The sequence below is a fragment of the Lentzea sp. NPDC004782 genome, assembly GCF_040609115.1.
GTDB lineage: Bacteria > Actinomycetota > Actinomycetes > Mycobacteriales > Pseudonocardiaceae > Lentzea.
This window is the reverse complement of the sequence record NZ_JBEXJN010000002.1, coordinates 78,377-103,034: the sequence shown is the minus strand read 5'-3', so window position 1 is coordinate 103,034 and position 24,658 is coordinate 78,377. Positions and strand designations below refer to the sequence as shown.

Sequence of the window (24,658 nt, the reverse complement as noted above, 5' to 3'; positions counted from 1 at the left end):
CCGTGGCGCACGGTTTGACTCGAGCAGGCGTAGAAGGGGGCTTCACCCCGGCGCTAGGGAACCTTGTGATGGTCTGGTTACTGTAACCAGAAAGGTTACCGGTTCAACAGCCAGTGCTGTCAACCGCGTGATATACCTGTGCAAGTTCGTTCGATCAGATGCCGCCGAAGGGGGTCGTGCCGGTGTCGACGTCACCTGTCGTCGCAGCCTGGGAACTCGCACTCCGGCTGCGGCAGCGCCGTGACGAACTGGGCGTCGAGGTCAAGACCATCACTCAGAGGCTTGGCTTCACGCGCAACTACTGGTCCGCCGTCGAGAACGAGCGCAAGATCCTCTCCGAGGAGAATCTGATCAAGCTCGTCGAGTTGCTCGAGTACGACGCGGAGGAACAGCAGGAACTGCTCGACCTCCGGGCGGCGGCCAAGGGGCGCGCCTGGTGGATGGGGTACAGCGGGGTGCTCAGCAGTGAGCTCCAGCGCCTGATCGGTCTGGAGGCCGGTGCCAACCGGGTTCGGTACTACGAGAGCCTCCTCATTCCGGGGCTCCTGCAGACCCCCGAGTACGCGAAGGCGATCATGATCCCCTCGGTCACCGAATTACGTGCGGAGGTCGACCCCCGAGCGGAAGTTCGCATTCAGAGGCAGCAACGCCTCGTCGGTGACGATCCCATGCACATGACAGCGATCATCAGCGAGGCAGCGCTTCGGCAGGAAATCGGCGGCCCAGAGGTTCATCGAGGGCAACTCTCGTACCTGGCGCGAACAATCGAAGAGCATTCGGACAACATCGAAGTGAGGATCGTCCCGTTCACGGCGACATCATGCGGGTTGTTCGGGGCGGCGACCACGCACCTGATCGATTTTCCGAACCCTCGGCTGCCGACTGTGGCCTGGCAGGAGAGCATTACAAGCCGGGTGATAATCGACGATCCCGATCGGGTCCGAGAGTTCGCCGCCACTTTTGACGATGCGCTCAGGCACACACTGAGCAAACAGAACTCGCTGGCTCTGATTCGCCAGCGCATCAAGGAGTTGGATTGACCAGCAAGAATGCCTCCGTGTCCCGCTGTGGAGGCAAAGGGTGGTTCAAGAGCAGCTACAGCAACTCCGGGGGAAGCTGTGTCGAGGTCAATCTCGGTGCTGACGCAATCTTGGTCCGCGACAGCAAGGATCGGCGTGCCGGTCAACCCGTGCTCTCTGTTTCCGGCGAAGGGTGGAGGGCATTCCTGAACGCTGTCGGCTGCTCTTAACCGTCGAGCGGCCGGGGCAAGCACACCTCGAAACGAATATTTCGTGCTGCTGCCGGTGATCTTCGTGTCTGTCATATCCAGGTCGAGGAGTGTCGGCGTCAGTCTTCCGCAAGCACTTGAGGTTGCGTCATCATGGTGCTGCCTGCTCTTGCGGGTTGCGGCATGAGGGGACCAACACCATGGCTTCATCGGGTAGCGAACCAGGCGTCGAATCCGAACTGCTCGACCTCGAGAGGGTTCCGTTCACCAAACTGCGTGAGCTGGACGGCGAAATCCTGCGCAATGCGTTGCGCCATGTGGTCGAAAGGGCTTGCCTCGTCCGGTCTCCCTATCGAAGCAGTAACGCATCCGGTGGTGAGCGGATCGACTGATCGTGATGGTCGGCGCGGTGTTCCACCACATACCCTGGGACGACTTCGACGCGTTCGCTCGTCTTGAGGGTGATGCGTCGATGGTGCGCAGGCTCTGGCGGGCTGAGCGCAGCAGGCGGAAGCTGTTGCTGCACGCCCTGCTGGACGCATCCGCGAAGGCGCCGGAGTCGTACGGGCCGTTGCCACCGATCGAGGCCGTGTGGGACTTGTTGGGTAGGGTTGAACACGCGTGTCCGGCGGCATTCGAACGGTTGCTCACGCATCCCTACACCGGAAGCTGGGCCGGTTACACGACTCGCCTGCTCCGAGACGGCATCGACGGAACATGTCCGCTGTGGGTGCATCTCGGCCACGTGCACGCGATCGCCGCGGCTGCGGCGATCAGGGCTGGTCTGGATTTCGAGCTCGCGGTGCCCCTGTGGGAAGGGAACGCCTCCTTGCCATCGCTCGGCACTGCTCAGCTGTCTTCCTCGGAGCCTTTCGCGGTGGCGACGGTGCGAGGCGGCCGCGGTGCATACGTGGTCGCCAACGAGGCCGCCGAAGTGCTCGTGCCGTATTCCTCCACTGTGGATTCACCTGGTTGGCAGCACGTCCGGCGACACCGGTGCGGATCTGGGCGACCCAGGTTCGCAGTTCGTCTCGACGACGCCGACCCGTATCGCGGGTTGTACGAACCTCTGTTGCCGCAGAGATTGGACGCCGTCGAGTTCGACGCGTGGAGCCGGCTGCTCGATGAGGCTTGGCAGCTCGTGGTTTCGACGATGCCGGACTTCGCTCTTGTGCTGTCGGCCGGCTTGAGCTCGCTGGTACCCAAGCCTCATGTGCCCTTCCAGAATCCGAGCGCGTCGACCGGCGAGGCTTTCGGCAGCGCTGTTGTCGGGCGACCGACCGATGGACCGGCGCTGGCCGCGACCCTGGTCCACGAGCTGCAGCACATCGTGCTCGGTGGAATTCTGCATCTGACCCAGTTGTACGAGAGCGATCCGCGCGAACGGATCTACGTGCCCTGGCGGGACGATCCCCGCCCGGTCCGGGGAGCCTTGCAGGGCGTCTACGCGTTCTTCGGCGTTACCGCGTTCTGGCGAGCCCTCGCCAGAACCGGGACCGGTACGGTCACTCGACGGGCGTGGTTCGAGTTCGCTTTCTGGCGCGGCCAAACGTGGCGCACGCTGCTGGCGCTCCGTGAGGACGCGACATTCACCGATGCCGGACGGCGGTTTCTGGCCGGTATGGGCGAGGTCCTCGGTCCATGGCAACAGGAACCAGTTCCGGAAGACATCTCCGCGTTGGCTGCCGCGGTCGCTGCGGACCACCGAGCCGGATGGCGGCTACGACATCTGCGGCCGGACACCGCAGTGGTTGCGTCTGTAGTGGATGCTTGGCGGAGAGGTCACGCTCTGCCACCTGTCGTACCGCCCCGGGCTGATCTGGCGCCGACACCCGTGCCGGACGGTGCGTGGCCACGCAGCCGCGCCACGTTGGTCAGGCTGAGCCTGACCGCGGTCGGGCGGGCTGGGTTGCACGCTGTGTGGCTGACCGTTCCCGATGCCACGCCTGCCGATTTCGCTTATGCGGCCGGTCGGTTCGCGGACGCGGCCCGAAACTACCGCGCCGAACTGCGGGCGGATCCTGACCGGCCGGCGTCCCTGGTGGGGCTTGGGCTCTCGTTGGCAGCGGTCGGATCCGGGCCCGCCGCCCGCGCACTGCTTCACTGTCCCGAACTGGTGCGCGCGGTGCACCGGGAGTTGCGGTGCACCGCGGCTGCCGTGCCGACACCGGAGGAAGTGGCGTCGTGGATCGGTCAGCTCGTCTCCGATTGAGGTGGGGAACTACATCAGAATCGGGTCGATGTCACAGTCCGCGCGCGCTCCCTTGATGGCGGCGATGGTTCCGGGGTGAGCCTCTCCCAGGATCTTGCGGTACCTGTCCAGGACCGGGCCCCGGTAGGGCTCGGCGTCCTCCGTTCGTCCTATCGCACGCAGGTCGAGACCGAGGTTGATCGCCGCCGCCAGTGTCGTGGGATGGTTGACGCTCAGGACTCGTTCGGCACGCTCGACCGCGTCCTGGCCGAGAGTCACCGCCGAAGAGGTGTCACCGACGGCTGCGAGGTCGCTGGCCACGTTGATGGTCGCGATGACCGAGTAAGGATGGTTCGGACCGATACCTGTGCGGAAGAACTCGAGCGCTCGTTCGTCCAAGACACGCGCGTCGGCCGCTTCGCCTTGCAATCGCAACGTGACCGCGAGGTCGACTGTCGCGGCGAGTGTGTGCGGATGGTGCTCTCCGAGGCTGCGGCGGTACCGCTCGAACGTCTGTTCTCCCAAGGCCTTCGCGGCAGTCAGATCACCTGAGTGGCGAAGATCGATCGAATGCGCGAGTGCACACGCCATCGTGGTGGGGTGGTCGGCGCCGTACATCACCGTGAACCGTTTGAGGGCTGCCATCGACAGCTCGAGTGCGGTGGTGTGCTCACCGTCCTTGCGCCTGGCGACCGACAGGAGGAAACCCATCACCAAGGTGTCAGCATGGTCCTCGCCCAAGCGGGCTTGGAAGAGAACGCGGAGCTTCTCCTGATCGATTCGGGCTCGCATGTACTCGCCCGCTTCTCGACGGTCGACGATGAGGGCCGCGTTGGTGCTGAGCGTCTTGGGGTGATCAGGACCCAGAACCTCGATCCGTCGCTGAAAGGTGCTCTCGTCGAGGTCGGCTGCCGCCCGGTACTCCCCGGAGAGCCGAAGGCTGAGAGCGTGCTGGTAAGCGGCGTTGAGAGCTTCCGGGTCCTCTTCACCGAACAGTCGCTTGGACTTGGTGTAGATCTCCTCGCTCAGCTTCGACGCTTGGGCGAAGTCTCCCTTGGCGCGCAGGTCGATCACGATGTTCGTCTGCAGGGCGAGCGTTTCCTCGCTGTCCTCGCCGGACACCTGGATGCGTCGCTGCAGAGTGAGCTGGTTGATCCTGGAGGCCTCCTCGTACCGGCCCAGGCCCCACAGGTACAGGCCGAGCCGTTGGGCGACGTCGAGGGTTTGCGGATCGGTCGGGCCAAGCTGTCGCTCGAACTTCTCCAGCGCGAACTCGGCGAACCTCGCGGCTTCCTCGTGGTCACCCCATGCGAACAGGAAGCGCATCAGGTTGATCGCGAGCTGCCTGACCCAGCCGTCCTCGCAGTCGACGATGTCGGCCGCGTAGGCGTGGGGAAGCAGTTCGCGGTAGCGCGGCCAGTGGCGGGCCGACTCTGGGTCGTTCGGATCGCGGCCGGAGAGCAGCTGGTGTGCGCCGTGCTTCATCTGAGCCTGCAGCTGCGGTGCCATCACGCGGTTGCGCAACACCAACTGGACCAGTCGGTGGAGCTGGATGGTGTTGTTGCCGTGGTCGATCTTCGCGAGGCCGTAGCGGTTGATGTCGCGGATGGCTTTTGCCAGCTTGATCGGATCGCGCAGTGCCGCGTCCAGTTCCGGGGAGATCGACACGCCGCGGCTGACACCGGTGAACAGGTCGCGGGAGATCGGTTCCGGTGAGAAGAAGGCGCAGATGTGCAGGATCTGGTGGGCTGCGGGATTGCGGGTTTTCAACTCGTCGAACGAGACGTTCCACGCCGCGGCGACCGAGACCTCGTAGGCCGGTGGCGCCGAGGTGTCGAGGATCTCCGCCACGGACTCGTCGAACAGGCGCAGGTACTCGGCCACCGGCATGCCGGTCATCGCTCGCCAGGCCGCCGCTTGTTCGACCGCCAGAGGGAGGTCGCCCAGCTTCTCGGCCAGTCGGTTCGCGTCGTCGACGTCGATGTCCGGGCCGCGTTTGCCGAGCAGTTCGATGCTCTCCTCGCGTTCGAACACCGCGAGTTCGAGGGGCCTGGCCACGCCGGCCCAGTCAGGGTTGCGCGACGTGATGAGCACTTCGCCGGGACCGTTCGTGGGGATGAACGGCAGCACTTCCTCGGGGCTTTCCGCCGCGTCGAAGACGAGCAGCCAGCGCCGGAACGGCCTGCCGAGGCGCAGCGCCTCGCGGACAGCCGGTACCGCCGTGTTCGACTCGGACGCTCCTGGCAGGCCCAGTTGCCTGGCCAAATCCGTCAGACTAGCGCGGATCTGGGTCACGCGGGCGGCCTCGATCCACCAAATGAGGTCGTAGTCCTGTGAATGGCGGTAGATGTACTCGGTCGCCATCTGGGTCTTGCCGATACCGCCCATACCATGCAGCGCTGACGGAAGTACTGCGGTGGTGCCACCTGCGTTCAGGCGTTTACCCAGTTGTTCTAGAAGTCCCTTCCTTCCGGTGAAGTTGGGATTCCGAGGCGGCACATTCCCCCAAACGGGTGGCGGATCGTCCTTCTGTCGTTTGTGGAAGGTGCGAGAGCCTGGGGATGTGTGATACGCAGAAGGGTCGACCGGCGAGTCAGAAATGACGGCGTTGACGGGCCGAGCCGGGAGAGGTTCCAGCGTTGAGGTTGCTGCAGGATCGCTGGGCCGCTCGGCCAGTTCAGCCATTTCCTCGCTCGCAGTCCTGGTCAGGCTGCCCTTGATTGATTCAGGGGCTAGCACAGTCGAGCGCCCCTGCATCGCGACTTTCCATAGTCGATCCGCGCGGGACAAGTAGGGTCCCGACAAGGCTCTCATAACTGTGCGCTCCAGCACCACGTCGGCATGCGAAGTGTTGGTTGGCTCTGGGTCAGGGGTGTTATGCGGATCTGCTATGGCGTCTCGGAGACGTGCGAGGACAGGGAGGCGGTCAGAGAACTCCGCGGCGGCGGCCTGAACCACGCTGGCGGTCTCAGACCGCCGCGCGGCCGTCAGCAGCAGTTCGCGAACTGCTGCGGGGAAGGCGAAGGCTTTGGCGTCCTGGGCGAACTCCTCGTCCTCCGGACCGATCGAGTGCATGAGTCCACTCAGGAGCAATTCGGCCAGATGGTCGTTTCCTGCTTCCGGTACGAATCGTTGCCGAATTAATTGGGCAACGTCCAAGTGCGCGGGAACGGCGGCGAGCAGCGTGGCCAGTCGCAACGCGGGTGGTGAGGCCTGGCTCCTGAATTGGCGGATGTGGTCCTGGGCAGGCAGGGACGCCGCCTCGGAGGCCGGCGCGTCAGGAGTGGCCAGCAGGACCGTACCGGAGACCGGGCCGCGGCTCTCGCCCGTGATCAGGCTGCTCCACCAGCGCAGCCACCGCGGCCGCATCTCGATGACCGGGACCGGCACGGTGCCGGGGCGGGTCAGCGATGCGGGGTCGGGCTCGAGCCAGGCGTCGGGCAGGTCGAAGGTCCAGCGGCTGTTGGGCTTCATCGGTCCGTGGGCACTGAGTTCGACCCGGTGCGTTCGTACCCGGCCGCGCTCCCACAGCCACTGGGGCAGCAGGTGCACGACGCTCACCGGCATCGTGCGGCCCCACGTCGCCAGCATCGGCAGCAGGACGTCAGGCCTCCAGGTGTCGCCCACGCCGTCGGTCAGCAGCAGGACGACCCGTCTGCCGGACGCGTCCACGATCTCGGCTGGATCCCGCGCGGGTGTCTCGGCGGTGCCGCCCCGCAGCACCGGGGCCGCCGAACCGTCGGGGTTCGCGACGACTTCGAGCAGGCGGGTCTGGATCGTGCGGAAGGCCCCGAGCCGGGTCAGCATCTCGGTGAACGCGGCTACCTGTGACTGCCACAGCGTCATCAGCGGGCTTTGGTCGACGACGAGCGTCAGGTCGAGCCATCGTTCCGTTTGTGGCCGGGTCACCGGCCACCAGCGGCCTGTCTGCGCCACGTGGTCCGCCGTCGTCTGCTCGTCCAGGACCATCGCGTCGTCGCGCCATGAGCGCACCTCGCGTTTGAGCGTCCGCAAAGCACGGAAGCACTCGAGCGAGTCGATCAACGGGGTGCTGCTGCCGGTCTGATCGCCGTTGCCGGACGGGGAGAGGAACTCCGGCACCGTCGCGAACTCCGCCTGTGCCGGTTCGTCGTGCGGTGCCGGGACGGTCGGCTCCGGTGTCTCGGCCGGGAGAGCTTCACGATCGGGTGGATCCGGGGCCAGGTCGGGTTCGACGACGTCGGCGGGCGGCTGCCGAACGTCCGCGGACTCGGCTTGCTCTGGCTCGGTCTGCTCAGGCGCCGCGCGTTCCTGGCCGGCGGACTGGACGGCGGAGGCCAGCCAGACGATGTCTCCCAGCTCGGCCCAGTCGAGGTCGTCGATCACGAGTTCGGCGTTGTCGGGCTGCGCTGTCTCGGCGGTGTGGGTCCTGCGCCGGTCACCGGGCGGACCGGGAGCGCCGCTGGGCGTGCCCATGATCATCTGCCCGTCGCCAGTCGATGCCACAACGACTCGATCAGACGCGGCCAGGCGACACCGTCCGGTTTGTAGGCGCCCGAAGTCGCCAGGTAAACGGCGTCGAGCAGCCGATCCGCGGGAATTCCGCCTTCTGCGCGGCTTTTCTCCACGAATTCCCGCACCAGGGCGTCACGGTGCAGGCCGTCCGGATCCAGAAGGTGGTTGGCCACCATCGCGGCCAGTTGTTCGACGTTGGGATCCTTGATTTCCAGCTGCAGGGCACGACGAAGGAAAGCGGGCGGGAATTCGCGTTCACCGTTGCTCGTCATGATGACGATCGGGAACGCATGGCACCTGACCCGGCCGTCTGTCACGGTCGCCGTCTCGTTCGGGTCGGCGGTGTGCACCGTCATCTCGCGAGTGGAATTGCGCACGCGAGCCAGCTCGTCGATGACGAACTCGCCGTCCTCGAAGATGCTGAGAAGATTGTTGGGCAGGTCCGACTCGCTTTTGTCCAGCTCGTCGATCAGCAGGACGCGCGGCAGTTTTCGAGGGAGGAAAGCAGTTCCCAGCGGGCCCAATCGGATGAAATCCCCGATCGGGGGATCCTCCACCGCTCCGGATCGCTGCTGGCTGGTCGCGGTCGCCTGCAACCGGCCGATGGCGTCGTAGCGGTACAAACCCGACGTCAGGGTCGTATGCGTCGAAATCGACCACTTGAGCACCCGGCCGAGCCGCAGCTCGCGCGCAATGCGGTACGCGAGGGCGGATTTGCCGACACCCGGTTTTCCCGTCAGCAGCAGCGGTCGCCGGAGGTACAGGCTCGCGTTGACCATGTCGAGCTCGCGGGGATCGATGTGCTGCTCGGTCAGGTGGAACTCCGAGCCGAGTCTGCGGCTCGCCTCGCCGTCGTCCTCCGGTGGATGCCCGTCCGACGCGGGCAGAGGTCCTCCGAAGTCCCGCCACGGCGGAGGGGGCGGAAGGAGCTGGGTCAGGTCTATGTCGTACATGGGACGGCCGGTTCCCCGGTAGATCCACCAGTCGGGCGCCTCGCCGGGCTGGTGGGCGTCCACTCTCGGCTCGTTCGCGCTCATCCGTGCTGCCCTTTCATCGTCCCGGCCGGGTGCGACGACGGTTGATCGAGAACGAAGATCCTGTTCGGGTCGTCCCAGAGCACCACCAGGTCCCGCACGAGGTCGTCGGCGCCTGCGGACAGATGGGCTGCCCTGCGCTGTTCCGGCAGATCGAGCACGCCACCAGGCCCGCCGGCCAGGCGGTCGACGAGCGGGCGCAAGTCCTCGGAGGCGGCGCTCGGATGCCACAGGATCACCGGCAGGCCGGCTCTCAGAGCCGCCGTCAGGGTGTCCGGTGCGGCACGCGACTCAGGGCGAGCGGATGGTGGTTCGTCCATTACCAGCCCAATCCATCTGGAATCACTCAGCACGGCGTCGATCGGATTGTCCCCCGTCCGTGATGCTCCGACAGAGTGAATTCGCTCCACGGCAGGGTTCTCCAGCATAGAGTCCCACCGCATGCGCCAGGGGCGATGCCAGCGTTTTGCCTGTATTCGATCGAGTGATCTTATGACTACGGTGTAGTCGAGCACGAGTGGCCTTGGCTCCCCGGAACTGTGCTCTTTCCGCCAGGTGTAGATCGGCAATTGAAGCAGCTGGCGTGCCATCAGGAATTCCAGGGTCACGGGTACGGCCTGATCGGACCACGCGTCCTCCGCCTGGATGATCATCTCGTCGACCCGATATTCCAAGTCGTCGATGCTCAACTCGTGAACTCCGCCGCTCTGCGGTGGCCAGTCGAGAGGATCGTCCTGACGCCAGAACGAGAGGATGCACTTGTCTGAATCGATCGAGTCGAGCTTGATCGCGAACAACAGGTGCAGGTGCGGTTCCAGCTGAAGCGACAAACGGGTTTCACGTTGTTCTTCCAGGGCACTGGTGCGGCGCAACTTGCGCACGTTCTGCTCGACCCACTCGGTCAGCCGGGCGCCGATCTCACCGCCGACCTCCCTGGCCACGAGTTCGACGAACAGGATCGCGGGCGGAACGCCGTCGGGACCGGCGTTGAAATCCGCGAGGTGCTGGTACGCCTCCCACGCGGAGCTGAACCGTTGCGTCGGCACGGCCGATCTGGTGGCACGACTCACGAGCATCGGCAGATGTGGCGTCTCGATCTCGATCAGCCAGCCGTGCAGGTCCTTGAGCTCTTCCTCCGGGTTGAGCGGCAGCACCACCGGCTCGTCGTGCTCCGGCATCGGTGGATGGCGGCTCACCTCGGAGTTCTCGCCGTGCAGGCGCAACCAGGCGTGGCCCTTGAAGCTCTTGACCAGCACTTCGATCTGGCGGTAGGACTCCGGTGCCGTACCAGGGTCCTGCATGATCACTTCGGTGTAGAAGTGGTGTGAAGCGATCATGGCCACCAGGCCGTCGGAGTGGCGCAACGCCAGTTTCGCCTCCGGGGCGTCCAAGATCCGGAACGCCAGGTTGACGGGAGGGCCGATCCAGCCGTGGGTGTCCTTGCGGATGTCACCGGCGTGCACCGCCACCCGCAGTTTCATCCTGGCCTCTGCGACCCTGGTCGAGTTGAAGCGGCGGATCTCGGTGACCAGCCGGTCGGGCAGTTTGTCGGCGAGCTCGCTCTTGGGGAAGGTGGCGGGGATGAGGATCAGCGCACCGTCACCGCGGTCTTCGGTCTCGCACAAGTCGTAGTCGATGCCCACGCCGGCGAGTGCTCGCCTCAGCACGCCGTAGAGGCCGTCGTGGACATCGGTCATGTGAATGGCTTGCCTGCTGTCATTGGTGAAGTCCGCGATGTCGACGGTCACGATAGTTCGGTGCGTTGACGGCGCCAGCGACACGAGCCAGTCCTCTCCCACGACACGACCTGTCGGTGCGTCGAGTACCAGATCACCAGTTTCCTCACCGCGTCATCTGACACACCATGCACGACGGTAAGAGGATCGTGACGTCAGGTGAACCATTCGCAAGGTTCTGGCGTTGTCGGCTGGAATATCCGCTCGAGCTGGTGGCGGTGCGTCGCGCAACCTGCGTGTTCCAACGACTTGGCATGGCCACAGTCTTGCTCTGCGGTCAAGCCCTGGTGGTGTTCGCTCGGCAGTTGGCCAGAAAATGGCAATGAAGTCTGACGTGCCCCTGTGCGGACTGGGTGTGCAACACAAACCTGCGGGGTCGTCAAACCTGCAAGAGCGTGAATCTCGACGAGTTCGTCGGCGGAAAGGCGTCAGGATTCTTCCGAGTGACCGCGTGTTCGTTGTCGAGTTCCCCTGCCTCAATGTCGAGCTGGGTCGGCGAGGTCGGTCACCAGAACGCGCGGCCGGGCTCGTCGATCACATCCAGCAGTGCGGCTGGGGAGGTTCGCGCGGGTACGTCCTGCAACAGGTGCCAGCGGGTGTTGCGGTCGGGCCAGTACAGCCGCCAGTGGCTGCCGTCGTGCCGCAGCTGTGCCACCGGTCGCTTGGTCCACTCAGGCCCGAGGTCTGCACGCCATGGTGCGCGGGCTTCCACGATGGTGACGTTCGAGCCGCGCACGGTGTGCTCGACGCGGACCTGGTGACGAAGACGCTCGGGGACGCACTGCTCGCACCAGCGGGCGATCTGACGCAGGTGGGTGTCCGGGACGGCCATGACGCCGATGGTCGCAGAGCGCGGCGGGCGGCCCGCAGTCGACCGTGGCCGACCTGCGGGCACCGGGCACGGATGGACCACGAGGGTGTGGCGGAGGATGCAGGATTCGAACCTGCGCCCCGGAAGAGGGCGCCTTGCGAAGTCGGATGCCCGCGAGTCGAACGCGGTGTGTCCTCATCCCAAATGAGGCGGGTTGCCGTCTCCCTCGCATCCGCGAGTACCCCTGCCAGGAGTCGAACCTGAATCTCGGCGTTCGTAGCGCCGCGCCTTTTCCATTGGGCTACAAGGGTGAGAAAATGTGCAGAACAAAGAGCCGCCCTGCTCGGTTTCCCGGGGGCGGCTCCCTGAACATGACGTCCTACCGGGTCATGATGGGGAGCTTGTGCTGCTCACCTGCGAAAACGGTCGTGAGAACGGTCGAGCTGAGCTGACTCGGCGGCTCATGGCGTTCTCCTTCCGTCTCGGTGTTGCCCCAAGTATTATGGGCGCACTCGACGCCCGTCAATCATTTATCGGGCACGCTCGTGGTCCAGTTCGTCCGTGGCGCGCAGCAGCGGGGCGATGCTCTGCGCGGGGTGTTGAGCCTGATGGCGGACCGGTTGCAGCACCTCGATCTGCGGATCCCGTCGAGGTCGCGCAGCTTCCGCTGAGCGGGCAGGCACGGCTCAGCATCTGACGGACTCGAGTGCAGACAACGAAACCAACGCCTGCCGGCTGGTTCCGGAGTCTCCCACCAGGGAGAGCAGGAAACCTGCCGCAAGTCCGATGATGAACGAGAGAAGAACGATCCGGGTCACCGTTGAAACCTTGCACAGAACAACCACGAGTTCACCTCTCCGGTTGAGACAAGGGGCTGGTGCGTCAAATTTTCTGGCGCTCGTCCATAATGGTGTCCAGATCCGATGCCCACCATGCCAGGTGACACACGAACTCTGTGCCGTGCTTCTCCGTCAGCGCCACTGGACGCCGTAGCTCAGACCTTGCTGAAGGTCGTGGAACTCGAGCGCGACATCGCCGAGCCGGTCCACGAGCAGCGGGTCGTCGTGTGGGACGAAGTCCTCGTAGGCCTTCGCGGGCAGGCCGTTGATCCGCCACACCTCCTCGGGAGGCGTGCGTGCGTCGAACCGGACCCGCAACGAGAATTCCTCGCACCGGCGCAACGGTGTGAACACGTAGTAGGGCCGCATCCATTGCCGCGGATACGACGTGAACTGAATTCGGTAGTCGTGCTGCTCGCCGAGCACGAGTGGTGAGGGCAGTCGCACGATGAACCGCGAGTGCGACGACGAGACGCGTTCCTCTTCGACGATCTCGCCTCCGTAGATCATCTCCGCGCGAATCGCGTGCTCCTCCTTCAGCTCCGGATCGCGTGGAGCACTCAGCGAGAGCACCAGTTCGTCCAGGTCGTCGACCGCCGCGATGATCCGCCGTTCCTCGGTCAGCGTCGGCAGGTCGAGGTCCATCCGCAGGAACACCCTCAGTGTCTCGACGTACCAGCCGTCCGGTGAGTACGAGCCGGCTTGCCGGTCCCGCGTGCCCGCGTCGTACAGCAGCTCGGCGAGCATCTTGAACGCGTTGTCCACGCGCCTGCGCGCGGTGCGCGGATCGCGGTCGAACGCGTTGGCCAGCCAGGCGACGCGCTGGTCGAGGAACCCGCCCTCGGCCTGGCTGTGCAGGCCGAGGGCGACTGTGGCCGCGAGCTGCAGGTCGGGCGGCAGTTTGGCGCTGAGGCTGGTCAACCGCAGGATCAGCTTGCGCCGAGCGAGTGCGGGGTGGTCGACGTCCGTCACGCCGCACGCCTGCCGCAACGCCGTGCCAACGCGCTCCACCACGTCGTCCGCGCGCAGCCCGCGGCCCCGGCGGATCTCCTTGAGCTCGTTGAACACCTGCGCGATCTGCACGCGACCACCCCTCGATCGACTCAACGGCCGACCACGATCAACACAGCGATCACCAGTTCGACGATGATGTGGCTTTCCATCTCCGCACCTCCTCCGGTACCGGGTTTCGGTTCCCGAGAAGGAAAATGCCCTGGTCTCACCGCCGGGGAGAACGACAGATGACGGTGCCGCTACCTGCCATTTGGCTGGTCACCGGCGAACCTGCGCAGCATGCCGGGTTCTCTGATCAGCACCCGTGCCCGTTCGCTGATCACGATCCCCCTGGCACGCAGCACTCCGAACGCTCTGGCGACCGAGCGCAGCGAGGCGTCGACCTGACTCGCCACGTCCTGCTGGCTGACCCGGATCCGCAGCACGACACCGTTCTCCGCCGGCACGCCGTGCTGGTCCATCAACCGGACGAGGCACGCGGCGACGCGTTGCGTCGTGTCGAGCGTCGCGAACGCCGCGCGCAGATGCGTCGCCCCGACCACCCGCGCGGCCAGCTGGTTGATCATTCCCATCGCCACGGCCGGCCGCGTCGACAGCAGGCCGACGAACTGCTCCCGCCGCAGCTGCACCGCGGTCACCTCCTCCACGGTGCGCACGCTCGCGACGCGTTCGATGTCCTGCACGGCGGCCAGCTCACCGACCGCGTCACCGGGTCCGCGGAACGCGAGCAGCAGGTCGCCGCCTCCCTTGGCGACGGCTGACACCCGCACCCAGCCGCTCAGCAGCACGAACACGTGCGTGCTCGGATCTCCCTGCTGGAAGAGGAGCTGGTCCGCGGGGAACTCGCGTCTCCGTCCCGCGGCCAGCACGGCCTCCCGGTCCTCTTCGCGCAGATGGGCGAACAGCGAACCGGCAACCGGTTGGCTCATGAGCGGCACCTAGAGGTCGTCGTCAGCGTCGTCGTCTTCGAGTTCGGGTGGCTCGGGCAGTCGCCTGGCACCTGTCAGGGTCGGCATGTCGCCGCCGAACCCGAGAGGGCTCTGCGCCAGCCGGTCGGCGATCACCGCGGTGGAGCGCGCCATGATGTCCGCGACGTTGCTGCGGTTGACCAAACCGTTTTCCAGCAACGAGTTCAACATCCCGCGCGCGGCCTCGAAGTCCAGCTTGTACTGCTGCATGAACATCGCGATGACCTCGTTGACGTCCTCCGGCCGGTTCGCCAGCCGCAACGCGACGAGCGCCATCGGTCCGTCCGTCAACGCCTTGCTGTAGTGCTCCATCCGCAGCTTCTCGAGGTGCATGCGGTGTTCTTCCTCCAGCTGCTTGCGCTGCAGCTCGAAGTCGGCGCGGTTGGCTTCCAGCTGCATCTCCATCTTCTGCTCGATCGCGAGAAGCTGCGAGTCGCGGGTTCGCGCGTCGTGCTCGCGCTTGCGCGTCTGCGTCGCCCACTCGTGCCGCTTGCGCCCCTGGAGGATCGTCTTGGTGTCCGCGTCCAGTGACAACGTGACCGTGCACTCCCGCAGCAGCAGCCCCTGCGGCAGCTGGGTCGGCACGGAGAGCTGCCTGCTCGCGGCGACCTCGGCGTTGGCGCGATCCTCGATGGAGAAGCCGCGGCTCAGGTCCCGCAACGTCTTCACGAGATGGCCGCGCACCACCGGGTCCGCGTCGGCGAGGCTGGTTCGCACCGCCTCGCACGGATCCTCGACCTGCCAGTGCGCGAGCACCTCCCCGATGAACGAGAAGGTGTCCTCCTGGGTCGGAAGATCGATCCGGTACGGCGACACGTGCACGGACGTGTCGACCAGGTACACCGCGCGCATCGTCGACGCCTCGGCCCAGTTGACCGGGCGGTGCAGCAGCTCGCTGCGGCGGGACAGGTAGACGGACGCGAACTCGCCGCCGGAGATGGGGCGGTTGAACGCGCCGGTCGGCGACATCTCCTGGCGGTGGACCAGGGGCCGGATCTGTGCCGGCTGGGGGTGGATCACGGTCGGTTCTCCTCACGGTCCATGACGGCGAGCAAGTCGGGCACGGCGGCGGCTGGACCGCGCCGTTCGCCCGCCCAGGCGATCAGGTGCTCACGCAGGCTCGCGGTGTCGCCGGTGGCTCGCCCCAGCTCGGCGAGCAGCAGCCCGAGGGCCTCGCGCTGGGTGGCGTCGCGGTCGGCGATCCGGGTCCACCGCCTGATCAGGTCGTACGTGTCCTGCATGAAGTGCGGTGCCTCGATCGTGCGGGCGAGCAGCTCGACGATCGCGGCCCGTTGGGTGAACTTGCCGCGGACGAGTGCCCTGCCCGGCTCTCGGCGGTCGAGATCGGCGATCCACAGCAGACCCGGCCACGGCCTGGAGCTGCCCTCCTCGGACACCTCCAGGAAGGTGCAGAGCTGAACCACGCAGTGGAATCCGGAGCCGCGCACCTGGAGCGTCTCCGAGCCGGTCCACCGCATCAGCTCACCGAGGACCGCCGGCAACCGGTCGGCGTCCAGAGCCAGGTTCGTCACCGCGCCGGCCAGCGCGATGATCATCCGGGCCGAGTCCGTGTCGGCCGCCTTGCGCAGCAGTTTCAACGCCCGGTCCGCCGTCATGATCGGCAACGCGCCGAGCGCGGTGACCGCGGCGACGTGGAAGTCGGTGACCTCCTCGCCCTCCAGCCAATGCGTGATCATGCGGCTGATCAACGGTTGCAGTTCCGGTTGCAGCACGGGCACTCGCAGCGCGGCGATGGCCGCCTGCCGTCCCCACTCGCCGTGGTCGTCGACCCACGGTTCGATGACCTGCAGCCGTGCTCGGTCGAACTCGGTCAGGCTGAGCAGGCCTGCGGCCACACCCGCACGGGCGCGCACCTGCCGATCCGGTGAGGTGCCGAGCCTGCGCAGCCAGTTGCGCACGACCTCCTGCGCCTCCGGGTACTCGTGCCAGACGTGTTCCAGCACCCTCCGCGGCCTGTGCGGGTCGCGGTAACGCACGACCTGCACGGTGAGGCTGCCGTAGTCGGTGTCTTCGACAGACGCCGCGATCTCCGCCTCCGCCTTCTCGACGAGGCTGACGTTGCGCACGCGGAACACCTGTCGCCTGCGGTCCCTGCGGTCCGGCAACTCCGCCGCCTGCATGGCTCTCGCGAGCTTGGTGGCCGCATCCGTGACGGTGTGCAGCGGCATGCCGTCGAACGCGCCCAGCGCGATCGCGAACGCGCGGTGGTCGTTGTCCGCCAGCGTCTCGTCGAACCACTCGCGGAACGCGCCGTCGGCACTGCTGGTGAACCCGCGCCGCACGTCCTCCAGGTCGCATTCGCCGAGCACCACCCGGCACAGCCCGCGCCCGAAGTCCGCGAGGTCCTGTGCTCGGCGCGCGTTCGTGACGACTTCCTCGACCAGCGGCGCGAACTCGGTGAAGTCCGCCAGCTCCTGGTCCGGCTTGCCCGCGGCGGCGAGCCGCGCCCTGAAGTGCGCCCGCACGAGAGCGAGTGCGTCCGGTCGCTCGTCGGTCTCCACGAGGTAGTCGGCGAGATCCCTGTCCCGGACCGGAGTCGCGGCGTCGACCAGCACGATCATCTTGGCCTGTGCGGCGGTGAGAGCGGCGCGCCACACGTCCAGGGAGAACTCGGTGAGCACGGCCGCCTGGTCGGCCTCCAGCGACTCCAGCAGGTAACCGCGGTTCGCGCGCAGACCGAGCGCGGCCGACGGACCGCGCATGCTGGTGTCCGGGTTGAGCTTGTCCACACCGTCCGCGCACTCGCGGCCGAGCAGGTGCAACGCGGCGGTCGTGCGGCCCCAGCCGGCCGGGCAGCGCAGCAGCACCACGGACCGTTCCCGCAGCGTGCGACGCAGCTCGTGGTAGCAGGACGGCTGGACGAACGTCGCCGTGACGGCCTTGATCACCTCGGCGGCGACCGGGCCGCTCGGCACCGAGCCGTAGGACGCACTCCGGCTCTGTGCGCCGGAGTCGACGAGCCCGATGGTGTTGGCGACGATCACGTTGCCGATCGGTCCGCGTTCACCGAGCAGGGCGGCGAGGGCCTTCTCCTGCGCGCGGTTGTCCTGGCCGAGTTTGCGGGCGTTGCGCGGGTCGGAGGTGACGGACTTCGGGTCGACCGTCTCCTCCGGTTGCTCGTCCGCCTGCTCCGGCTGCTCCTCACCGTCCGATGTGGACTCAGGCTCCTCGTCCGGCCGGTCCTCCTCGTCGCTCACCTGCGTACCTCCGACTGCCCGAAGTACGACCGCGCGTCGACCCTGTCCACTCTCTCGGCGGTGTGCACGCTGCCGATCTGGCTGCCGTTGATGGTGATCGCCTGACCTCGTGCGACAGGCTCCGCCGCGGCGGGACCGGTGGCGACGCCGGGCGGCGCGGCGTACCCCGGCACACGGACCCACGCGGTGCGCTCGTCGTCGGCCACCTCGCGGTAGGTGCCCGGCTGAAGGCCGCGGTAGCCCTGGCAGACCACGTCGCGGTAGACCGCGTCCGACACGACCAGCACTGACTGCGCCCTGTCCGCGGATCGCAGGACGTCCTTGACCGGCTTCATGTTGTTGATCCGGAACGTCGTGGTGAGCGCGTCGCCGGTCCAGCCGTGCGCATCGCGGTGGACGAGACCGTGGTGCACCGCGATCCGCAGTCGCATCCAGTCCGGCGGCGCGACGGTGGCGTTGCGGCGAGCGAGCGCCTCCACGACCACCTCGGCCACCGGGTCGAGCACGTCGAGCACGCCGGTGTCGGCGACGACCATCACGCCGTCGCCGCGGTCCTCGACGGCGTACTGGTTCACGGCAAGTCCCGCGGTCCCCAGTGCCTCGTCGACCATCGCATACAGGTCGGCGCGCAGCACGGTCTGTGCGGAGTTCGCTCTGTCACTCGACTTCTCGACGTCGATGACCAGGAAGGACCGGTTCAGGGGCTGTTCGGTCACGGTTTCTCCTTTCACGGCAACGTTCCTCGGCGGCACACGGCGCTGAGCACGGCTTCGATGCCGTGGCGCACCACGGCTTCGCGCACGCGCCGGTAGCCGGCGCCGTAGACGGGATCCGGGTTGTCCAGCGCCGACTGGCGCAGGGTGTCGGCGAACGCGGTGCGCTGCCGCTTGAGCCACGCGCCCGCGAACAGCTCGCAGACGCCTTCCTCGACGACCAGGTCGAGGTGTCGCGCGCCTTGTTGCGCGAGCCACGCGTGCCCGATCTCGTGCGCGACGGTCGAGCCGAAATGCGTGGCGGTGAGCCCGCGCGCGATGTGGATGCCGACCACCTCGGTGACCGGACTGCCCTCCCACGTGCGCCCGATCGTCCGGCCGAGGCACAGGCCGCGACCGTCGAGGTTGAGGTCGTCGGGTTCGACCAGCGTGACCCGAACCCGTTGACCGAGCCGGATGCCCAGGGCGGCCATCTCCTCGCGCACGCGGGGGATGTGCTGCCTGGCCTGGTCCTGCGTCTCCACCGCGACGGCGGTGCAGGTCGGGCAGCGCACGGTCGTCGCGGTGAACCGGTACCAGCCCGGCTCACCCGCGTGTCTCGGCCGTGAGCACAACGCGCAGCGTGCCTCGGCCGGGTGTGCCACGCAGGTCGCTTCGCCGTGCATCGACAGTTCGTAGCTGTCAACCGGCGGATGCCCGCACACCGTGCATGTGGTCGTCATCAGCTCACCGGCACCCAACGCCTCGTCACCGGGTCACGTTTCCAGCCCGCGGTGGTCGTTCCGCACGAGCCGGCACCGGTGAGCTGTCCGTCGAAGTAGCGCACCCAGGCCGCGGCCGTCGTGCGTCGGCCCGGGGCGGTGTGCACCGCGTCGCGCAGCAGCTCGCGGCCCTCGCCGGGCAACGCCGCGTACGCACGGCTCGGGTCGCGCGCGAGCGACGCCATGGCGCCGGGGGAGAGGCAGCGCAGCACGAAGAGGCCGAGCTTGTAGAGGTCCGTCGCCTGGCTGAGGGTGTCCTCCGGCGGCTGCCAGTCCGGCGCGTTCAGCTGTCGCACGACCGCCATCTCGCCCTTGACCCGGATCGCGTCGCAGTCGACCAGCATCACCAGCGGATCGCCGGTGAGCCGGAAGACGGCGTTCTTCGCGTTCACGTCACCGATGACCAGGTCGTTGCGGTGCAACAGGTCCATCACACCCGCCAGGTCACGACACACCCGGAGGCGTTGCTTCGCGGTCAGCGCGGGCATGCCGAGCCGGTTGGCGCGCGCCGGGTCGATGAACAGGTGCTGCACCTCGCGCAACGTCCTGGTCGGAGTGCCGCTCGGCAGCACCCGTTCCTCGAAGTAGCTGTCCGGGATGAGCGGCATGAGCACCCCGCACACCGCGCCGCCGTGCTCGACCACGCGCACGGGCCACGCTGCGGACCGGTCCAGCCGCTCCCGTGTCGCCGGATCGAGCCGCAGCCTGCGGGTGACCACCTTGCCCAGCCCGTGCGGCGGGGCGTGGCCGGGCTTGTACTCCTTGTACACCAACGGTCCCGGCACGTCGGGCAACGTCACGTCCGGGGCGCGGTGGACCTTCGCCTGGCCGCCCTGGCCGAGCAGCTCACCGAGCCGCCCCACCTCGCCGAGGCCGATCACGTGTGCGTTCATGCCTCGGCGACCGGCCACACCGCCACCGCCGTGCGGTCGTCGTCGAAGGTCTTGCGCGCGAAGCCCACGTGCGCCGCGAACTCCAGCCCGGACACCGGCGGTGTCGCCCAGACCTCCGCGAGGAACTTGCCCACCTCGCCGGTGCCGTGTCCGAGCGGGTCGCCGATGCCGTCGGTCATCAGCACCAGCGCCTCGCCGGCCCGCACGGTGGTGCGCACGGTCACCGGATCGGCCGCGGGCACCATCGGCAACGCCTGCACCGACGACGAGTAGACGGCGGCGCCGTCGTTCTTCACCGCAGCCTGCGGTTCCCACGAGCCGTTCCGCAGCACCCATGCCGAAGTGTCGCCGACCGACACCAGGTGGACCGGGTGCGCGCCGTCCACCGCGTGCAGGTCGAACACCGCGTACAGGACCGTGGTCGCCATCACCTCCGCGACCTCGCGCAGTTCCTTGCCCTCGGCCTCCGCGCCGAGCAACCGGCGTGCGCGTTGCTCCAACCGCATCGCGACCTTCCGCACGAAGTCGGCCCAGTCGATCTCGTGCGGTGCCATCGTGACGAGCAGGTCCGCCAGCCACTTGACACCCCAGCTCGCGACGAAGTGGGCGGCCTTGTGCGACAGCCTGCCCGACCCGACGCCGTCGGCCACGCAGATCACCAGGTAGCGGTCGTCTGCGGTGCGCCGGTAGCCGTACTCGTCCTGCCTGACCTTGCCGAACGACCGGTGCGACAGGCCGCGCAGGCTCGCCGCGCGCAGCTCGGCGATGCGCCGCTTGCCCTCCGTCAGCGCCACCGCGTCCAGCACGGTGTCGCGCTGCTCCCACTCCGTCGGGTCCGGCACCGGGACGACCCTGCTCGCCGCCCTGCCCGCCTCACCGACCACATAGGACTCGAACGAGCCGTGCCACGCCGGGGCCGCGACAGCAGGCACCGGCATCACTTCGGTTCCGTTGTCCATCAGACGAAGTCGTCCGCCGAGTGCGCGGAGATGCCTGCGGGCAGGTCGTGCTTCGCGGGCAGCAGCAGGCCGGAGCCGCCCTGCGCCATGCTCTGGCCCGACGCGAGCATGCTGGAGATGAGGATCTCGGCGATCATCGCGATGGCGTCCGCCGGGTTCTGCCCCTTGTCCATCAGGTACATCTGCATCGCCTTCGGCCCCGTCGAGGGGTGGATCAGCGTCTTCAGCACCTGTGGGTTCGCCTGGTCCACGCCGCACGGCACGAGGTTCGGATAGGTCGGGAACCCCTGGGTCAGGTCGCGGAACGCGGCCTCCCACTCGCCGTTGCCGTCGGTCGGTTCGCCATCGCTGATGAAGAACACCGCAGGCCGGTGCACCATGAACCCGTCGGCCTTGAGCTGCTTGACGTTCATCTCGATCTCCGACCGCAGCAGCCGGAACGCGGCCGCGTACGACGTCGCGCCCCGCACGCTCAACGACGGGATGCGCACGTTCTCGTCGAGCAGGTCGCACAGCGGAAGCCGGACCTGCGCGTCCGTGCCGAAGTCGATGAGCCCGAACCGGACCTTGTCGGCCAGGATCGGTGAGTCGGCCAGCGCGTCCAGCACGGCCGGCAGGATGTTGTTGGCCTGCGCCAGCTTCGGTCCGCTCATCGACACGGACACGTCGACGACCAGGTAGAAAGGCAGCAGTTTCGCTTTCTCGCTCTCCAAGGTTTCCTCTCCTGTCAGGGGTTGCGCGGCTTGACGCCGTTGTTCGGATGCGGAATGCGGATGGGACGGGTCACGTCGTCGTACCGGTCGCGGGTGTCGACCTGCGAGCGGTACCACTGGTCGAGCTCGGCGTCGCTCTTGAGCTGAGCCAGCTCGCCCCACACGTCGATGGCCTTCATCGCGATCTTGAGCTTGCGGTCGGCGACCGCGCGCAGCGTCTGTTCGTGCGCGTCCTGCTGCACGTCGATCCGCTGCTGCTGGAGGTCGAACTCGTTGTCCGCGCGCAGCTTGGCGAGGTCGCGGTCGCGCTTCGCCCACACCTCGTCGTCGGTGTCGGTGCCCTCGTCCTTCCGCCTGGACAGCCGGTCGTAGAGGGTCTCGCGGCCGAACAGCGACAGCAGTTTCACGATCACCGGCAGCAGTTCGATCGCCAGGAACAGCAGGAAGATCGCCCGCTGCGCGAGTGCACCGCTGGCCCTCCCCTCGGTGATCCGGTCGAGCGCCTCCAGCCTGGCCAGCAGGCCGGTGTCCTGGTCGGCGGCCTCACGCCCCGCCTTGCCGAGGCGGTCACGTTCCTGGCGCAGGTCGCTCAGACTCCGCTCCACCTCCGGCAACCGGCGCTGGGCGGCGTCCTTGTCCGTCGCGGAACCGTCCTGCAACCGCTTGGCGACCCGGTCCTCGACCGTCTTCAGCTCCTGCTGCGCCTTGTCCCACGTGGCCTTGGCCTCGTCCGCGACCCGCTTCTTCGCCCGGTACTGCGGTCCGTCGCCCACCTTGCCGGTGCCGCACGTGCCGTCGAACTCGCACTGCGCGGCCTGGTCGGCCGTCCGGTAGGCCTTTTCCGCCTCGTCCACCTTGGACTTCGCGGCCTTGACGTCACCGTCGTCCGCGACGGTCGGAGCGGAACGTCCGGACACGACGCTGCGGAGCTTCTCCTCTTCCTGCTCCAGCTGCTGGATCTTGGCGAAGGCCTCGTCGCTCTTCTGCTGGTTCTGCTTGATCGCCTCGGCGCGCATCACGAGCAGTTCGCCGGTGATCTCCCGGTCGAAGATCTGCAGCTCCATCGGGACCGAGATGACCGTGCCGATGACCAGCGCGAGCGCCAGCCGGGGAATCGCCATGGCCAGGTTGATCAGCTTGCCGTTGCTCCTGGTCATCGTCACGACGAGCATGCGGTCGAGGTTGAAGACGATGACGCCCCAGACGAGGCCGACGGCCAGCGCGGCCGCCAGTGGCAGCCGTAGTTGGGAGTAGAGGGCGAAGAACGCGGAACCGGCGGCGACCGCGGCGGTGCTCAGCAGCACACCGCCCATCGCCGCCAGCTTGCCGACATCGCCCGGTGCCTTGTGCAGCACGTCCTTCCTGGCCCCGGACAGCAGGGCCAGGCGCATGGTCAGGCTCATGGCCTTCCGTCACTCCTGAGATCGAGGTCCAGCTCGGGACCGTCGGCGAACATCGCGGTGAGATCGAGTGGGAACTGCGCGGCTGACAGGCGCGGTAGGTCCGGCCACGTGAACGCGGGTGGCCGGGCCGGCTCGGACAGGTCGAGCTCCTGCTGGAACGACGGAAGTCCCGGCAGCGGCACCAGATCGACCTGCGGGATCTCCTGCGCCGGGACGGCAGGCCACGGCACGTCGGGCACCGCGACCGGCAACTGCTGGTGCGCGGGCGGTTCGACGACCGTCACCGGTCCGGCCGTGCACGAGTCGGCACCGAGCGCGTTGGTCGCGGTGACCTCGACGAACCCGGACTCGTCCAACACGATCGGCGTGACGCCGCGGCCGGGTCCTCCGTCGATCCTGACCTCGTGCCCCTTGGTCTTGAGCACGATCTCGGACGCGTCCAGCGCCTCCCAGGACACCCCGACCGATCCACCGCTGAGCAGGAACCTGCGGTCCAGCGCGACATCGCCCAGCCGAGGCGGTGCGACCGCCTCGCCGAGCAGCCTGCGCAGGCACGACAACCACTCGCGGGCCGACGGGCGGTCGTTCGGCGTGGCGCCCAGCGCGCGTCGCAGCATCGCGAGCCCGGTGGGGTCGAGCCTGCCTCCGACCGCGGCCGGATCGACGCGGATCGAGCCGAACCGGCCGGGCGTCAGACAGCGCAGGATGAACAGACCGAGCTTGTAGAGGTCGGTCGCCCTGGTCAGCGGACCGCCCTCCGGCGGCTCCCAGTCCGGCGCGTTGAGCTGCTTCACCAGCGGCGCGACACCGCGCGGCCGAACGCCGTCGCAGTCGAGGAACATCACCATCGGGACGGCGTCCAGCCGGAAGAGCTCGTTCTTCGCGTTGAGGTCACCGAACACGACACCCAGCTCGTCGTGCATGAACGCGAGCCCGGCCGCGAGGTCCCGGCACAGCCGCAACCGTTCCTCGTCGGTCGGGACCGGCCTGCCGAGCCTGCGGGCGAGAGCCTCGTCGATGAAGAGGTTCTGCACCTCCCGCAGCGACCGCTTGGTCCCCTGCGTTCCCGGCAACGTGAGGGTGTCGAAGAAGACGCCGGGCACCCTGCGCATCACGATGCCGAAGACGTCGTCTCCCTCCAGCACGACGCGCAGCGGCCACGCCGCGATCCCGTCGAGCCGCTGCCTCTCCGGCTCGTCGAGGCCGCGTCGCACGGCAGCGATCTTGATCAGGTTGTTCTTCTGCTCGTACGGCACGTGGTAGCGCTTGAGCACCAGCGGTTCAGGCAGGTCGGGCAGCCGGAAGTCCGGCAGCTCGTACACGCTGGCCTCGCCACCTCTGCCCAGTTGTCTGCCGATGTCGCCCAGGTCTTTCCTGGCAACGGTCATGACGGCACCGGACGAGGATTCATCCACGTTTGCGTTCCCCTCGGCGGATGACATTCGATCGGGATAGCGATAGAGGTGAAGGTAAACCGATGGGAGTTCGCCGCCGATACCGGGGGCACAGTTGACCAGATTCTGTCCAGCGTGCCCGGTCGTCACTTGACGGACGTGCGCACTCTCATTACGTCGCGCTATGCGTGGTCAATCGGTGCAGCCGCGCACGGCGTTACCCGCCGCTCGAGGTGTGTTACTGGCCAAAAAGGGGACAAAAGCTGGACACGATGTGACGTTGCCTCGC

At 67.3% G+C, this 24,658-nt stretch carries 20 protein-coding genes and 1 tRNA gene; 5 read left to right on the top strand and 16 right to left on the bottom strand.

Annotation, left to right across the window (positions count from 1 at the left end; all coding sequences use genetic code 11):
• Positions 1 to 158: 158 nt before the first annotated feature.
• The 4 genes from ABZV40_RS02180 to ABZV40_RS02165 all read left to right on the top strand — a co-directional run bounded on the left by ABZV40_RS02180 (position 159) and on the right by ABZV40_RS02165 (position 3,440).
• Positions 159 to 1,040, top strand: coding sequence for a Scr1 family TA system antitoxin-like transcriptional regulator (locus ABZV40_RS02180; protein ID WP_355434431.1), 882 nt, complete (start codon positions 159 to 161; stop codon positions 1,038 to 1,040).
• Between the two features lie 17 nt (positions 1,041 to 1,057).
• Positions 1,058 to 1,249: a DUF397 domain-containing protein gene (locus ABZV40_RS02175; RefSeq protein ID WP_355434967.1), complete on the top strand. Its 192-nt coding sequence runs from the start codon at positions 1,058 to 1,060 to the stop codon at positions 1,247 to 1,249.
• A 179-nt stretch (positions 1,250 to 1,428) separates the two neighbouring features.
• Positions 1,429 to 1,620: a hypothetical protein gene (locus ABZV40_RS02170; protein WP_355434428.1), complete on the top strand. Its 192-nt coding sequence runs from the start codon at positions 1,429 to 1,431 to the stop codon at positions 1,618 to 1,620.
• Between the two features lie 5 nt (positions 1,621 to 1,625).
• Positions 1,626 to 3,440: an HEXXH motif-containing putative peptide modification protein gene (locus ABZV40_RS02165; protein ID WP_355434425.1), complete on the top strand. Its 1,815-nt coding sequence runs from the start codon at positions 1,626 to 1,628 to the stop codon at positions 3,438 to 3,440.
• Positions 3,441 to 3,449: 9 nt separating this feature from the next.
• Here the strand turns inward: ABZV40_RS02165 and fxsT are convergent, their stop codons facing one another.
• The 5 genes from fxsT to ABZV40_RS02140 form a co-directional block, all read right to left on the bottom strand.
• Positions 3,450 to 7,874, bottom strand: coding sequence for an FxSxx-COOH system tetratricopeptide repeat protein (fxsT, locus tag ABZV40_RS02160; protein WP_355434422.1), 4,425 nt, complete (start codon positions 7,872 to 7,874; stop codon positions 3,450 to 3,452).
• Between the two features lie 2 nt (positions 7,875 to 7,876).
• A complete protein-coding gene (locus ABZV40_RS02155) occupies positions 7,877 to 8,866 on the bottom strand; it encodes a MoxR family ATPase (protein ID WP_355434964.1) in 990 nt (329 codons plus the stop codon).
• A gap of 80 nt (positions 8,867 to 8,946) precedes the next feature.
• The gene (locus ABZV40_RS02150; protein ID WP_355434419.1) at positions 8,947 to 10,695 is read right to left on the bottom strand and encodes a hypothetical protein; all 1,749 of its coding nucleotides are present in this window, start codon (positions 10,693 to 10,695) and stop codon (positions 8,947 to 8,949) included.
• Positions 10,696 to 11,188: 493 nt separating this feature from the next.
• Positions 11,189 to 11,515 (bottom strand): DUF3024 domain-containing protein, encoded by a 327-nt coding sequence (locus ABZV40_RS02145; protein WP_355434416.1) that lies wholly within the window; start codon positions 11,513 to 11,515, stop codon positions 11,189 to 11,191.
• Positions 11,516 to 11,733: 218 nt separating this feature from the next.
• Positions 11,734 to 11,805: transfer RNA gene (locus tag ABZV40_RS02140), tRNA-Arg, on the bottom strand.
• A 234-nt stretch (positions 11,806 to 12,039) separates the two neighbouring features.
• Between ABZV40_RS02140 and ABZV40_RS02135 the strand changes: the two genes are divergently transcribed.
• Positions 12,040 to 12,165 (top strand): hypothetical protein, encoded by a 126-nt coding sequence (locus ABZV40_RS02135; RefSeq protein WP_355434413.1) that lies wholly within the window; start codon positions 12,040 to 12,042, stop codon positions 12,163 to 12,165.
• Positions 12,166 to 12,465: 300 nt separating this feature from the next.
• Here ABZV40_RS02135 and ABZV40_RS02130 read toward each other — a convergent pair whose 3' ends face one another.
• The 11 genes from ABZV40_RS02130 to ABZV40_RS02080 all read right to left on the bottom strand — a co-directional run bounded on the left by ABZV40_RS02130 (position 12,466) and on the right by ABZV40_RS02080 (position 24,363).
• Positions 12,466 to 13,416: a hypothetical protein gene (locus tag ABZV40_RS02130; protein WP_355434410.1), complete on the bottom strand. Its 951-nt coding sequence runs from the start codon at positions 13,414 to 13,416 to the stop codon at positions 12,466 to 12,468.
• A gap of 170 nt (positions 13,417 to 13,586) precedes the next feature.
• A complete protein-coding gene (locus tag ABZV40_RS02125; protein ID WP_355434407.1) occupies positions 13,587 to 14,276 on the bottom strand; it encodes a Crp/Fnr family transcriptional regulator in 690 nt (229 codons plus the stop codon).
• Positions 14,277 to 14,285: 9 nt separating this feature from the next.
• On the bottom strand, positions 14,286 to 15,335 hold the full coding sequence (locus ABZV40_RS02120) for a hypothetical protein (protein WP_355434404.1): 1,050 nt from the start codon (positions 15,333 to 15,335) through the stop codon (positions 14,286 to 14,288).
• Entirely contained in the window at positions 15,332 to 17,533 is a 2,202-nt protein-coding gene (locus ABZV40_RS02115; RefSeq protein WP_355434402.1) for a hypothetical protein, read from the bottom strand. Before ABZV40_RS02115 ends, ABZV40_RS02120 begins: the two co-directional genes overlap by 4 nt.
• The gene (locus ABZV40_RS02110; RefSeq protein ID WP_355434399.1) at positions 17,530 to 18,249 is read right to left on the bottom strand and encodes a hypothetical protein; all 720 of its coding nucleotides are present in this window, start codon (positions 18,247 to 18,249) and stop codon (positions 17,530 to 17,532) included. The genes ABZV40_RS02115 and ABZV40_RS02110 overlap by 4 nt, the downstream gene beginning before the upstream one ends.
• Before the next feature lie 11 nt (positions 18,250 to 18,260).
• Positions 18,261 to 18,968 (bottom strand): protein DA1, encoded by a 708-nt coding sequence (locus ABZV40_RS02105; protein ID WP_355434396.1) that lies wholly within the window; start codon positions 18,966 to 18,968, stop codon positions 18,261 to 18,263.
• A complete protein-coding gene (locus tag ABZV40_RS02100; RefSeq protein ID WP_355434394.1) occupies positions 18,968 to 19,900 on the bottom strand; it encodes a hypothetical protein in 933 nt (310 codons plus the stop codon). The genes ABZV40_RS02105 and ABZV40_RS02100 overlap by 1 nt, the downstream gene beginning before the upstream one ends.
• Positions 19,897 to 20,832, bottom strand: a complete 936-nt coding sequence (locus ABZV40_RS02095) for a protein phosphatase 2C domain-containing protein (RefSeq protein WP_355434390.1) — start codon at positions 20,830 to 20,832, stop codon at positions 19,897 to 19,899. Before ABZV40_RS02095 ends, ABZV40_RS02100 begins: the two co-directional genes overlap by 4 nt.
• Positions 20,833 to 20,858: 26 nt before the next feature.
• Positions 20,859 to 21,572: a VWA domain-containing protein gene (locus ABZV40_RS02090; RefSeq protein WP_355434386.1), complete on the bottom strand. Its 714-nt coding sequence runs from the start codon at positions 21,570 to 21,572 to the stop codon at positions 20,859 to 20,861.
• Positions 21,573 to 21,586: 14 nt separating this feature from the next.
• The gene (locus ABZV40_RS02085) at positions 21,587 to 22,975 is read right to left on the bottom strand and encodes a DUF4407 domain-containing protein (RefSeq protein WP_355434383.1); all 1,389 of its coding nucleotides are present in this window, start codon (positions 22,973 to 22,975) and stop codon (positions 21,587 to 21,589) included.
• On the bottom strand, positions 22,972 to 24,363 hold the full coding sequence (locus ABZV40_RS02080; RefSeq protein ID WP_355434380.1) for a hypothetical protein: 1,392 nt from the start codon (positions 24,361 to 24,363) through the stop codon (positions 22,972 to 22,974). The genes ABZV40_RS02085 and ABZV40_RS02080 overlap by 4 nt, the downstream gene beginning before the upstream one ends.
• Positions 24,364 to 24,658 lie beyond the last annotated feature (295 nt).

Coding starts and splice junctions, on each gene's coding strand:
- fxsT (WP_355434422.1), bottom strand. CDS start 7,874: ATGGGCACGCCCAGCGGCGCTCCCGGTCCGCCCGGTGACCGGCGCAGG.
- ABZV40_RS02180 (WP_355434431.1), top strand. CDS start 159: ATGCCGCCGAAGGGGGTCGTGCCGGTGTCGACGTCACCTGTCGTCGCA.
- ABZV40_RS02170 (WP_355434428.1), top strand. CDS start 1,429: ATGGCTTCATCGGGTAGCGAACCAGGCGTCGAATCCGAACTGCTCGAC.
- ABZV40_RS02105 (WP_355434396.1), bottom strand. CDS start 18,968: ATGACGACCACATGCACGGTGTGCGGGCATCCGCCGGTTGACAGCTAC.
- ABZV40_RS02100 (WP_355434394.1), bottom strand. CDS start 19,900: ATGAACGCACACGTGATCGGCCTCGGCGAGGTGGGGCGGCTCGGTGAG.
- ABZV40_RS02155 (WP_355434964.1), bottom strand. CDS start 8,866: ATGTACGACATAGACCTGACCCAGCTCCTTCCGCCCCCTCCGCCGTGG.
- ABZV40_RS02125 (WP_355434407.1), bottom strand. CDS start 14,276: ATGAGCCAACCGGTTGCCGGTTCGCTGTTCGCCCATCTGCGCGAAGAG.
- ABZV40_RS02080 (WP_355434380.1), bottom strand. CDS start 24,363: ATGACCGTTGCCAGGAAAGACCTGGGCGACATCGGCAGACAACTGGGC.
- ABZV40_RS02145 (WP_355434416.1), bottom strand. CDS start 11,515: ATGGCCGTCCCGGACACCCACCTGCGTCAGATCGCCCGCTGGTGCGAG.
- ABZV40_RS02165 (WP_355434425.1), top strand. CDS start 1,626: ATGGTCGGCGCGGTGTTCCACCACATACCCTGGGACGACTTCGACGCG.
- ABZV40_RS02085 (WP_355434383.1), bottom strand. CDS start 22,975: ATGAGCCTGACCATGCGCCTGGCCCTGCTGTCCGGGGCCAGGAAGGAC.